General features: G+C 59.8%; 15 protein-coding genes and 1 pseudogene. 13 read left to right on the top strand and 3 right to left on the bottom strand.

Translation table 11 applies throughout. The features are described from left to right. The first annotated feature begins 32 nt into the window (after nt 1–32). The 13 genes from FDM28_RS00080 to FDM28_RS00020 all read left to right on the top strand — a co-directional run bounded on the left by FDM28_RS00080 (nt 33) and on the right by FDM28_RS00020 (nt 9,738). Complete coding sequence (locus FDM28_RS00080; protein ID WP_138511845.1) at nt 33–1,499, top strand: glutamate synthase subunit beta; 1,467 nt, start codon at nt 33–35, stop codon at nt 1,497–1,499. A gap of 57 nt (nt 1,500–1,556) precedes the next feature. Next, the gene (locus tag FDM28_RS00075; protein WP_138511843.1) at nt 1,557–2,396 is read left to right on the top strand and encodes an ABC transporter ATP-binding protein; all 840 of its coding nucleotides are present in this window, start codon (nt 1,557–1,559) and stop codon (nt 2,394–2,396) included. After that, nucleotides 2,393–3,175, top strand: coding sequence for a lipid asymmetry maintenance ABC transporter permease subunit MlaE (mlaE, locus tag FDM28_RS00070; RefSeq protein WP_138511841.1), 783 nt, complete (start codon nt 2,393–2,395; stop codon nt 3,173–3,175). The genes FDM28_RS00075 and mlaE overlap by 4 nt, the downstream gene beginning before the upstream one ends. A 10-nt stretch (nt 3,176–3,185) precedes the next feature. Further along, nucleotides 3,186–3,665 (top strand): outer membrane lipid asymmetry maintenance protein MlaD, encoded by a 480-nt coding sequence (gene mlaD, locus FDM28_RS00065; protein ID WP_138511839.1) that lies wholly within the window; start codon nt 3,186–3,188, stop codon nt 3,663–3,665. Next, nucleotides 3,662–4,375: an MlaA family lipoprotein gene (locus FDM28_RS00060; protein WP_138511837.1), complete on the top strand. Its 714-nt coding sequence runs from the start codon at nt 3,662–3,664 to the stop codon at nt 4,373–4,375. Before mlaD ends, FDM28_RS00060 begins: the two co-directional genes overlap by 4 nt. A gap of 69 nt (nt 4,376–4,444) precedes the next feature. Beyond that, nucleotides 4,445–5,086: an MlaC/ttg2D family ABC transporter substrate-binding protein gene (locus FDM28_RS00055; protein ID WP_138511835.1), complete on the top strand. Its 642-nt coding sequence runs from the start codon at nt 4,445–4,447 to the stop codon at nt 5,084–5,086. Between the two features lies 1 nt (nt 5,087). Further along, nucleotides 5,088–5,354 (top strand): STAS domain-containing protein, encoded by a 267-nt coding sequence (locus tag FDM28_RS00050; protein ID WP_138511833.1) that lies wholly within the window; start codon nt 5,088–5,090, stop codon nt 5,352–5,354. Between the two features lie 29 nt (nt 5,355–5,383). Continuing rightward, a complete protein-coding gene (locus tag FDM28_RS00045; RefSeq protein WP_138511831.1) occupies nt 5,384–6,310 on the top strand; it encodes an ABC transporter ATP-binding protein in 927 nt (308 codons plus the stop codon). Then, nucleotides 6,307–7,062 carry an ABC transporter permease gene (locus FDM28_RS00040; RefSeq protein WP_138511829.1) on the top strand — a complete coding sequence of 252 codons (756 nt, stop codon included), beginning with the start codon at nt 6,307–6,309 and terminating at the stop codon, nt 7,060–7,062. Before FDM28_RS00045 ends, FDM28_RS00040 begins: the two co-directional genes overlap by 4 nt. A gap of 7 nt (nt 7,063–7,069) precedes the next feature. Then, nucleotides 7,070–7,312 carry a BolA family protein gene (locus FDM28_RS00035; RefSeq protein WP_138511827.1) on the top strand — a complete coding sequence of 81 codons (243 nt, stop codon included), beginning with the start codon at nt 7,070–7,072 and terminating at the stop codon, nt 7,310–7,312. A gap of 38 nt (nt 7,313–7,350) precedes the next feature. Next, a complete protein-coding gene (gene hisG, locus FDM28_RS00030) occupies nt 7,351–7,989 on the top strand; it encodes an ATP phosphoribosyltransferase (protein WP_138514139.1) in 639 nt (212 codons plus the stop codon). A 19-nt stretch (nt 7,990–8,008) separates the two neighbouring features. Beyond that, nucleotides 8,009–9,325 carry a histidinol dehydrogenase gene (gene hisD, locus FDM28_RS00025; RefSeq protein ID WP_138511825.1) on the top strand — a complete coding sequence of 439 codons (1,317 nt, stop codon included), beginning with the start codon at nt 8,009–8,011 and terminating at the stop codon, nt 9,323–9,325. A 29-nt stretch (nt 9,326–9,354) separates the two neighbouring features. Further along, entirely contained in the window at nt 9,355–9,738 is a 384-nt protein-coding gene (locus FDM28_RS00020; RefSeq protein WP_138511822.1) for a Rap1a/Tai family immunity protein, read from the top strand. On the opposite strand, the gene FDM28_RS00015 is transcribed toward FDM28_RS00020, so the two are convergent. From FDM28_RS00015 to FDM28_RS00005, 3 genes and pseudogenes are all read right to left on the bottom strand, one after another. Continuing rightward, nucleotides 9,723–10,067, bottom strand: a complete 345-nt coding sequence (locus FDM28_RS00015; RefSeq protein WP_138511820.1) for a nucleotidyltransferase family protein — start codon at nt 10,065–10,067, stop codon at nt 9,723–9,725. The genes FDM28_RS00020 and FDM28_RS00015 overlap by 16 nt on opposite strands. A gap of 2 nt (nt 10,068–10,069) precedes the next feature. Further along, entirely contained in the window at nt 10,070–10,492 is a 423-nt protein-coding gene (locus FDM28_RS00010; RefSeq protein ID WP_138511819.1) for an HI0074 family nucleotidyltransferase substrate-binding subunit, read from the bottom strand. 357 nt (nt 10,493–10,849) lie between these two features. Continuing rightward, a pseudogene (locus FDM28_RS00005) lies at nt 10,850–11,156 on the bottom strand (IS3 family transposase); the annotation flags it as partial.

The following is an 11,156-nucleotide window of genomic DNA, read 5'->3' as shown; positions in this document are numbered from 1 at the left end:
CCCGTCTGATCTAACGCACAAGGACGTACATCATGGGAAAAGTCACTGGCTTCATGGAGTTTGAGCGCATCGAAGAGGGCTACAAGCCTGTTACCGAGCGCTTGAAGAACTACAAAGAGTTCGTTATCGGTCTGGACGACGCGCAGGCCAACAAGCAGGCTGCGCGCTGCATGGACTGCGGCACGCCGTTCTGCAACAACGGCTGCCCGGTCAACAACATCATTCCGGACTTCAACGACCTCGTCTTCCGCAAGGACTGGAAGGCCGCGATCGACACGCTGCACAGCACCAACAACTTCCCCGAGTTCACCGGCCGCATCTGCCCCGCACCTTGCGAGGCAGCCTGCACCCTGAACGTCAACGAAGAAGCGGTGGGCATCAAGTCGATTGAGCACGCCATCATCGACCGCGCCTGGGCCGAAGGGTGGGTCACCCCCCAGCCCGCCAAGGTCAAGACCGGCAAGAAGGTTGCCGTGGTGGGCTCCGGCCCCGCTGGCATGGCGGCGGCCCAGCAATTGGCGCGCGTCGGCCACGACGTCACCTTGTTCGAAAAGAACGACCGCATCGGTGGCCTGCTGCGCTACGGTATTCCCGACTTCAAGATGGAAAAGTCCCACATCGACCGCCGCGCTGAGCAGCTGGCCGCCGAAGGTGTGACCATCCGCACTGGCGTGCTGGTAGGTGACATGCCCAAGGGCTCCAAGGTCACCAACTGGGCCAAGGAAACCATTTCTCCCGAGCAGCTCAAGAAAGATTTCGACGCGGTGCTGCTGACCGGCGGTTCCGAGCAGTCCCGCGACCTGCCAGTGCCCGGCCGCGATCTGGACGGTATCCACTTCGCCATGGAGTTCCTGCCCCAGCAGAACAAGGTGAACGCTGGCGACAAGCTGAAGAACCAGTTGCGCGCAGATGGCAAGCACGTCATCGTTATTGGCGGTGGCGATACCGGCTCTGACTGTGTGGGTACCTCCAACCGCCACGGCGCGGTCAGCGTGACCCAGTTTGAGGTGATGCCCCAGCCTCCAGCTGAAGAAAACCGTCCGCTCACCTGGCCTTATTGGCCGCTGAAGCTGCGCACCAGCTCCAGCCATGAAGAAGGTTGTGAGCGCGTGTTCGCCATTTCCACCAAGGAATTCATTGGCGAAAAAGGCAAGGTCACGGGTCTCAAGACCGTGCAAGTCGAGTTCAAGGATGGCAAGTTGGTGGATGTGCCCGGTACGGAGAAAGTGCTGAAGGCCGATCTCGTGCTGCTGGCCATGGGCTTTGTGAACCCGGTCGCAACCGTGTTGGAGTCTTTTGGCATCGACAAAGACGCCCGTGGCAACGCCAAGGCGACGACTGACTTCACAGGCGGCTACGCCACCAACGTGCCCAAGGTGTTTGCGGCTGGCGATATCCGCCGCGGCCAATCCTTGGTGGTGTGGGCGATCCGCGAAGGCCGTCAAGCAGCGCGCGCAGTCGACGAGTTCTTGATGGGCTTTACCGAACTGCCACGCTGATAAGGGTTTTCCCCTTTATCATTCCAAGGCCGGGCACATCCCGGCCTTCTTGCTTTTATGGCCTCCACTCCTTCCTCTGCTCTGGTTGAACTGAAAAACGTGTCGTTCGGATACGGCGAGCGCCGCATTCTGGATGGCGTGTCGTTGACCGTGCCACGCGGCAAAGTCACCGCCTTAATGGGCGCATCCGGCGGTGGAAAAACCACGGTGCTGCGCCTGATCGGTGGCCAAAACCGGGTGCAGGCCGGCCAGGTTCTGCTGCACGGCCCGAGTGCGGGCGATGTGCCCCAGGACGTGTCTCGCATGGGCGCCGCAGAGCTCTACGCAGCCCGCCGTCGCATGGGTATGTTGTTCCAGTTCGGGGCTTTGTTCACCGATTTGAGCGTGTTTGACAACGTGGCCTTTCCCCTGCGGGAGCACACCGGTTTGTCGGAAGCGCTGATCCGGGACATCGTGCTCATGAAACTCAACGCCGTGGGCTTGCGGGGTGCGCGGGATTTGATGCCCTCCGAAGTCTCCGGTGGCATGGCGCGCCGCGTGGCCTTGGCGCGTGCGATTGCGCTGGACCCCGAGTTGGTGATGTACGACGAGCCGTTTGCCGGCCTGGATCCGATTTCCCTTGGAACCGCAGCGCGGCTCATCCGCCAACTCAATGACGCCATGGGGCTGACCAGCATCGTGGTGTCGCATGACCTGGAAGAAACCTTCCATATCGCCGACCAGGTGATTGTGTTGGCCAACGGCAAGATCGCAGCGCAAGGAACGCCGCAAGAGGTGCGCGACAGCACCGACCCGCTGGTGCACCAGTTTGTGAATGCCTTGCCGGAAGGCCCGGTGCGCTTTCACTATCCGGCCGTGCCGGTGGATGCGGATTTTTCTGCGGAGGCTGCGCGATGAGGTTTTTGCATCCTGCCGAGCTGGGGTTCGCCGTGCGCAGCAAGCTCGCAGACTTGGGGGCCGGCGCCCGTTTGCTGGGGCGTCTGGTGTGGTCTTTGGGCGCCGTGTTGCGCCGTCCTGCGTTGCTGCGTGACCAGATCCATTTCATGGGCAACTATTCGCTGGCCATCATTGCGGTGTCTGGTGTGTTTGTCGGCTTTGTGATGGGCTTGCAGTATTACTACGGTTTGCAGCGCTTCGGCGCGGCGGACTCTGTGGGCATGCTGATCAGCCTGAGCCTGGTGCGGGAGTTCGGGCCGGTGCTGACAGCGCTTTTGTTCGCAGGGCGTGCGGGTACTTCCTTGACCGCAGAAATCGGCCTCATGAAGGCCGGTGAACAACTCAGCGCCATGGAGATGATGGCGGTGGACCCTGTGTCGCGCATCCTGGCGCCGCGCTTCTGGGGTGCGGTGATCGCCATGCCCATCTTGGCAGCGGTGTTCAGCGCCGTGGGCGTGTTGGGCGGTTGGGTGGTCAGCGTGCCCATGATCGGTATCGACTCCGGTGCCTTCTGGAGCCAGATGCAGAGTGGGGTGGATGCGTGGGTGGATGTGGGTAACGGTGTCATCAAGAGCGTGGTCTTTGGTTTTGCGGTGAGCTTTATTGCGCTGCTGCAGGGGTTTGAGGCGCAGCCCACGCCCGAGGGCGTGGCCCGTGCCACGACCCGCACCGTGGTGGTGGCATCGCTTACCGTGCTGGCCTTGGACTTTGTCCTCACGGCCATGATGTTCAGTATTTAGGGGAAGAAGAATGCAACGTTCCAAAAACGATGTGTGGGTCGGGTTGTTTGTGTTGCTGGGCGCAGCGGCGTTGGTGTTTTTGGCCCTGCAATCGGCCAATCTGTTGACCTTCAGCGTGGACAAGGGCTACCCGGTGAGTGCCAAATTCGACAACATCGGCGGCCTCAAGCCCAAGGCGGCGGTCAAGAGTGCCGGTGTGGTGGTGGGCCGGGTGGAGTCCATCGGCTTCGATGACAAGAGCTTTCAGGCCAAGGTGCAGCTGTCCATGGACAAGCGCTTCGTGTTTCCCAAAGACAGTTCGCTCAAAATTTTGACCAGCGGTTTGTTGGGCGAGCAGTACATCGGTATTGAAGCCGGTGCCGACTCGGCCAATTTGGCGGCTGGCGATGTGATCAGCACCACCCAAAGCGCGGTGGTGCTCGAGAACCTGATCAGCCAGTTCCTCTACAGCAAGGCTGCAGACGGCCCTTCTGACAAGTCTGAGAAATGATGCGTCTCCCTATGCGTTGGCTGGTTTTGCTGGCATTGGCTGCTACTTTGCAAGGGTGTGCGACGGTGTCGAACCCTGATCCGCGCGATCCGTTGGAGTCCATGAATCGTACCGTTTTTGGGTTCAACGATGCGGTGGACCGTGCGGTATTGAAACCGGTGGCCACGGCCTACAAACAAACCTTGCCCTCGTGGGCGCGTACCGGAATCAACAATTTTTTCGCCAATCTCGACGACATGTGGTCGGTGGTCAACCATGCCTTGGCTCTGAGGGGTCAGGCCTTTGGTGACAGCGTGGGGCGTGTGATGGTGAACACCACTATCGGTCTGGGCGGCTTGGTTGATGTGGCCAGTGACTTGAGTATCGACAAGCACCCCGCCACCTTCAACACCACCTTGGGCCGCTGGGGAGTAGGGGCCGGGCCTTATGTGGTGCTGCCACTGCTCGGGCCGTACACCTTGCGTGAAGTGGCGGCATTTCCCGTAGACCGCCAAGGCAATCTGGTGAATCAAGTGGCGGATGAAGGTACCCGCACCGGGCTCACCGTGGTGGATGTGGTGGATACCCGCTCCACGTTTTTGGATTCTGAGGGCGTGATCAATGGCGCTGCGCTGGACCGGTATTCTTTTATACGTGACAGCTATCTGCAACGCCAGCGCAATCAGGTCTATGACGGCAATCCGCCGGACGAGGAGCCCCTAGAGCCGTAAGGTTGTGGCCTGCGGATGCAGACTTGCCGCACGGTGTGCATAATTTGCACTCGTTTGATGGGAATAACAATGTTTAGTAAACGCGGGTTTTTGGGATGTGCCGGTTCGCTGCTGTTGGCGGCGGGTGTTGTATTTGCTCCTATGGCACATGCCGAGGATGAGGCTCCTGATGGGCTCATCAAGCGCCTGTCGGTGGATGTGCTGGACACCATCAAAGCGGACAAGAGCTACCGCTCTGGGGACCTTGCCAAAGTGGTTGCACTGGTGGACACCCGCATCATGCCCAACGTGAACTTCCAGCGCATGACCGCGTCTGCCGTGGGCCCGGGCTGGCGCCAAGCGACGCCTGAGCAGCAAAAGCGCTTGCAGGACGAATTCAAGATTCTGCTGGTGCGCACCTATGCAGGTGCTTTGGCCCAGGTGAGCGACCAAACGATTGCCATGAAGCCCCTGCGCGCCGCGCCTGAGGATAAAGAAGTCATCGTTCGTACCGAAATCAAAGGCAAGGGTGACCCGATCCAGTTGGACTACCGCCTGGAAAAAACACCGGGCGTGGGTGCCGGTTGGAAGATTTACAACCTGAACGTGCTGGGCGTGTGGCTGGTGGAAACCTACCGCAGCCAGTTCGCCCAGCAGATCAATGCCAAGGGCGTCGATGGTTTGATTGACGCTTTGGCGGAACAAAACAAGGCCAACGCCAAGAAAGGCTGATGTGCTGAACCTGCCCACCACCATGACCCACGAAGTGGCTCCGGCCTGTCTGTCCGAACTGCGTGCGGGCTTGCAACATGAAGCGGCCACGGTGGTGGTGGATGGTGAGCGCTTGCAGCGTTTTGATTCTTCGGCACTGGCTGTGTTGCTGGAGCTGCGACGCGAATGCGCCAAGGCCGGCAAAATGTTTGCGGTACAAAAACTCCCCGCCCGGCTGCGTGACCTGGCCGCCTTGTACGGGATTGACGCTCTCCTCAAGCCCGCCTGAGGGCGGCAGCGTAAAATCGCGGGTTCTTTATGCCCGCCATCTCCTTCCAATCCATCTCCAAGACGTATCCCTCGCCCAAGGGGCCGAAAGGCACGACCTTCAAGGCCGTCGACAACGTCAGTCTTAACATTGAAGAGGGCGAATTTTTCGGTCTCCTCGGCCCGAATGGAGCGGGTAAAACCACCCTGATCAGCATGTTGGCGGGCTTGTCTCGCCCCAGCAGCGGCTCGGTGCATGTGCTGGGCAGCGATGTGGAAGCCGATTACGCCGACGCCCGCCGCAAGCTGGGCGTGGTGCCGCAGGAGCTGGTGTTCGATCCATTTTTCAATGTGCGCGAAATGTTGCGCATCCAGTCCGGTTACTTTGGCCTGACGAATAACGACGCTTGGGTCGATGAGTTGCTCGAAGGTCTGGGGCTGGCCGACAAAGCCAACGCCAATATGCGTCAACTCTCAGGCGGCATGAAGCGTCGCGTGCTGGTGGCGCAGGCCTTGGTGCACAAACCGCCCGTCATCGTGCTGGACGAGCCCACCGCCGGCGTGGATGTGGAGCTGCGCCAGACCTTGTGGCAGTTTGTGGCCAACCTCAATAAGCAAGGCAGCACCGTGTTGCTGACCACCCATTACCTGGAAGAGGCCGAAGCCTTGTGCGGGCGCATTGCCATGCTTAAGACCGGCCGTATTGTGGCGCTGGACAAAACCAGCGATTTGCTCAAGGCCGCCAGCAGCAACGTGCTGCGCTTCAAAACGGCGGACACATTGCCTGCGGATTTGGCTGCGCGTGCGCGCATTACCGGTCGTATCGTCCAACTGCCGGCCAACAACGCGCTGGAAATCGAAAACTACCTCGCTGCCGTGCGCGAAGCCGGGGTGACGGTGGAAGACATCGAAATTCGCAAAGCCGATCTGGAGGATGTGTTCCTCGACGTGATGAACCAGCAAGGAGCACAGGCATGAACGGCTGGCAAACCCTGCTCTACAAAGAGACCCTGCGCTTCTGGAAGGTGGCGGCCCAAACCATTGCCGGGCCGGTGCTTACCGCCATGCTGTACCTGCTGATCTTCGGTCACGCGCTGGAAAGCCATGTGAAGGTGTACGACCAAGTCAGCTATACCGCCTTTTTGGTACCTGGCTTGGCCATGATGAGCTTGTTGCAAAACGCATTTGCCAACAGCTCGTCCTCGCTCATCATGAGCAAGGTCATGGGCAACTTGGTGTTCCTGCTGCTGACACCGCTGTCGTATTTCAACTGGTTTGTGGCTTATGTGGGTGCCGCCGTGATTCGCGGCTTGGTGGTGGCGCTCGGTGTGTTTGTGGTGGCCGCATTTTTTGCGCCCATGAGCTATGCGGCGCCTCTGTGGATTCTGGTGTTCGCGGTGCTGGGCGCTACCTTGATGGGCGCACTGGGCCTGATTGCAGGCCTGTGGGCGGAGAAGTTCGACCAGCTCGCCGCCTTCCAGAACTTCGTGGTCATGCCCATGACGTTCTTGAGCGGAGTGTTTTATTCCATTCATTCCTTGCCGGTGTTCTGGCAGGGTGTGAGCCACTTCAACCCGTTTTTCTACATGATCGACGGCTTCCGCTTCGGCTTCTTCGGCATCAGCGACGTGTCCCCGTGGATGAGCGTTTCTGTGGTCGGCGGAGCCACAGTGGTGGTGAGCCTGATTGCCCTTCAATTGCTGCGCAGCGGCTACAAAATCCGCAGCTGAGATTCCTATGACCGCAGACCAACTCCAAGCCATCATCACCGCCGGCCTCGCCTGCGACCATTGCGCGCTCGAAGGCGATGGCCGCCACTGGTACGCCACTATCGTGTCGCCTGAATTCGAAGGCAAGCGCCTCGTGCAGCGTCAGCGCTTGGTGTACGCCACCTTGGGCAACCGCATGCAAACCGATGAGGTGCATGCCTTGTCCATGAAAACTTTCTCGCCCGCTGAATGGGCAGCCCAGTCCGCCTGAGGCGCACGCAACCCCGAGAGCCCGCCATGAGCGCAGACATGATCACCCTGGCCCTGTCCAAAGGCCGCATTTTTGAAGAAACCGTGCCGCTGCTCAAAGCCGCGGGCATTGAGGTGCTGGACGATCCCGAAAAGTCCCGCAAGCTGATTCTGGAAACCAACCAGCCCAACGTGCGCGTGCTGGTGGTGCGTGCCACTGACGTGCCCACGTACGTGGAATACGGCGGTGCTGATTTGGGTATCACCGGTAAAGATACGCTCTTGGAGCATGGCAGCCAAGGCTTGTACCAGCCGCTGGACTTGCAAATTGCCAAGTGCCGCATCAGCGTGGCCGTGCGTGCCGACTTTGACTATGCATCCGCCGTCAAGCAGGGCTCCCGCCTGAAAGTGGCAACGAAATACGTGGCCATTGCCCGTGACTTCTTTGCCAGCAAGGGCGTGCACGTGGATCTGATCAAGCTCTACGGCAGCATGGAGCTTGCACCCTTGGTCGGCCTGGCCGATGCGATTGTGGATCTGGTCTCCACCGGCAACACGCTCAAGGCCAACCACCTTGTCGAAGTGGAGCGCATCATGGACATCAGTTCCCGCCTGGTGGTGAACCAAGCTGCTCTCAAGCTCAAACAAGAACCTATCCGCAAGATCATCGACGCCTTTGCCGGCGCCGTAGGCCAATAACTCCGGAAATCCGTTTGCTATGACTTTTGTAGCTGCTCCCGCACGTCTATCCACCGCTAGCGGCACTTTTGAGGCTGAATTCAAGGCTCGCCTGCATTGGTCTGCGGACACCGACGCCGCTATTGAGCAGCGTGTGGCCGACATCCTGGCTGACGTGCAGCAGCGTGGTGATGCCGCCGTGCTGGAGTACACCGCCCGTTTCGATGGCCTGAGCGCTACGGACATGAGGGCGCTGGAGCTGACCCAAGCTGAGCTCAAGGCTGCGTTCGACAGCATTCCCGCAGACCAGCGCGTTGCGCTGGAGGCCGCCGCCAAGCGCGTGCGCAGCTACCACGAAGCACAAAAGAAGGCTTCCGGTGAGAGCTGGACCTATCGCGACGAAGACGGCACGCTCTTGGGCCAAAAGGTCACGCCGTTGGACCGCGTGGGCATCTATGTGCCCGGCGGTAAGGCGGCTTATCCCAGCAGCGTGTTGATGAACGCCATCCCTGCCCACGTCGCAGGGGTTGGCGAAATCATCATGGTGGTACCTACGCCGAAGGGCGAGAAGAATGCGCTGGTGCTGGCCGCCGCCTACGTGGCCGGCGTGACCCGCGCCTTCACCATCGGTGGCGCACAAGCCGTGGCTGCTTTGGCTTATGGCACTGCCACCATCCCTGCGGTGCACAAAATCACCGGCCCCGGCAACGCCTATGTGGCCGCTGCCAAGCGCCGCGTGTTCGGCACCGTGGGCATCGATATGATTGCCGGCCCTAGCGAGATTCTGGTCTTGGCCGACGGCACCACTCCGCCGGACTGGGTGGCGATGGATTTGTTCAGCCAAGCCGAGCACGACGAGCTGGCGCAAAGCATCTTGCTGTGCCCGGACGCGGCCTACATCGAGCAAGTGCAACAGAGCATCAACCGCCTGCTGAATGAGATGCCGCGTGCCGAGATCATTGCCAAAAGCCTCACCGGCCGTGGCGCACTGATCCAGACCCGCAGCATGGAAGAGGCCTGCGACATCAGCAACCGCATTGCGCCGGAGCACTTGGAAGTCTCCAGCAACGACCCGCACCGCTGGGAGCCATTGCTCAAGCACGCCGGCGCCATCTTCCTGGGCGCTTATACGTCTGAGAGCTTGGGCGACTACTGCGCCGGACCCAACCACGTGCTGCCCACCAGTGGCACTGCACGTTTCAGCAGCCCGCTGGGCGTGTATGACTTTCAGAAGCGCAGCAGCCTCATCGAGGTGAGCGAGCAGGGCGCCCAAGGCCTGGGCCAGATCGCCTCGGTACTGGCCCATGGCGAGGGCCTGCAAGCCCATGCACGTGCGGCGGAAATGCGATTGAAGTAAGAATGGGCGCATCAGGACGACCAATCCCCATGCGCACCACACCTACCTCCAACATCTTCTCTACCCTGCGGTACTCGGCTGCTCTGCTCGCCCTGTGCCTCGTCGTTGCTTCGACTGCCCAAGCCATGACGATCCGCGAAATGCGGACGCTGGAAAAGACGGAAAAGCAAGGCAGCACCTACACCGATTACTACCTGGTCGGCGTCATGGAAGGCGCGCTGGAGGCGCACAGCCAAGCGGTGCGTGCCGGTGCCAGCGCCAGCATCTGCCTCAACGGCCGCCGCCTGGAGCCCAGCATGGCCAAGAACCTGTACACCACCGAACTCAAACGCAATGCCGATCTCTACGAGGCCGACATGCCGGTGCAGCTGGTGGTGGTGAATGCGCTGGGGACGGTTTATCCCTGCTTGTGATGGGCGGGGTGTGCTGGTTGCACTAGCACTTTGTCTTGCGCAATGATGTTACGAAAGCTCTCGCTGATTGCAGCCCAGTCCACCACGTCCACCCGTATGCTCAGATCGGAAGCGTCTAAGGCGTGACGCAGGTTTGCCAAGGTTTCGAGAGATAGGGGTTGCTCTTGAACGACGACCAAGTCCAAATCCGAATAAAGCTTGGCAGTTCGCCGCGCACGGGAGCCGAACGCCCAGATTTCGGTATGAGGCAATTCCTGGCACAAGACGCGCTGCACTTCTTGCCAATCCGAGGCGGATAGCTGTATCGGAGGCTCCAGCAGCATAGACATAGTCAGGCGCTTCGGCGTTGCAGGTTAGTTAGCAGCACTTTGGCTTCGTCCAGAAACTGAGGCGCAACACCGAACACCGCCTCTGCCTTGGCCGCATCGTAGGTATGGCTGCTGTCAGTGCGCGCTTGCCGGTAAGTCTTCCACGCATTCCAGTCTGACTTCAAAAGCCCGCGCTCATTGCCGAGGCGAATCAGGCTTTGAAACGTTGCCAAGTCCAACTCTGCGGGGCTGGCTTCGGTCGCTTCCAAGTAGCGCTTGAGCATTTTCCAGCTCAATTCGTAGGTGAACTCAAAGCACTGGATGACTGAATTGCGCAGCTGCTCACGCAAGCCCGGATCTGCCAGCGCGGCGGGCGAGTGGGCATACGCCAAGCTTTTTTCGAGTTGAGCGATGGCGTTTGCAAGCGGTTGGAAATCGAGGGTCACGGAGAGCTCCTGAGCGGAAGACCAAGTTTAACGAGATGAACTCGATAGGTATCTCGGAGGCCCTGCCGGCTTCGAATGGGCCGACATGGGGGGCAGTTGGTCAAGGTGAATGCACTGGGCATGGTTTATCCACTGTTGGTGAGTCCGTTAGTTGATTTTTTTGCTATCTATTCGATAGCTCCTTACGCATATTTTTTTGAGGGCTGGGGCCAATAATGTCAAAAAAATTAGAGGGAGTGTGCGGTGACTTTCTTTCAACACAGGCCCGGACACTGCCGCTTTTAATCAGTGGGGAATAGGCAGCCTGGCTTTCACATGGGTTAACGTGAGCAGCCGAGTCAGATATTTCGACAAAATGCGCTGGCCTCGGTCTTGTGGAAGTCCACGGCGCCTGGGGCGTGCCCGCAAAGCCTGCTCACGCATGAGACGTTCAATCCGATGCAGGCCACAGTTGTGACCCAAGGCCAGGACGTCATGCCACACACGTCGTGCTCCATAGGTCCTGTCGCTGCCAAGGAAGCTTTGACGCACCAGCGTGCCCATGACCTCATCGGTTTGGCTGCGTAGGCTCTTGGGTCTGCTCAACCATGCGTAAAAGCCGCTGCGTGAGACACCGAGCGTCTCGCATATCAAACCCACTGGCCAAGCCACTCGGTGCTTCGCT

The sequence above is a fragment of the Rhodoferax bucti genome (assembly GCF_005876985.1).
GTDB classification, from domain to species: Bacteria; Pseudomonadota; Gammaproteobacteria; order Burkholderiales; family Burkholderiaceae_C; genus Allorhodoferax; species Allorhodoferax bucti.
Note: the sequence above shows the minus strand (reverse complement) of the source record. Positions and strands in the feature narration are given on the sequence as shown.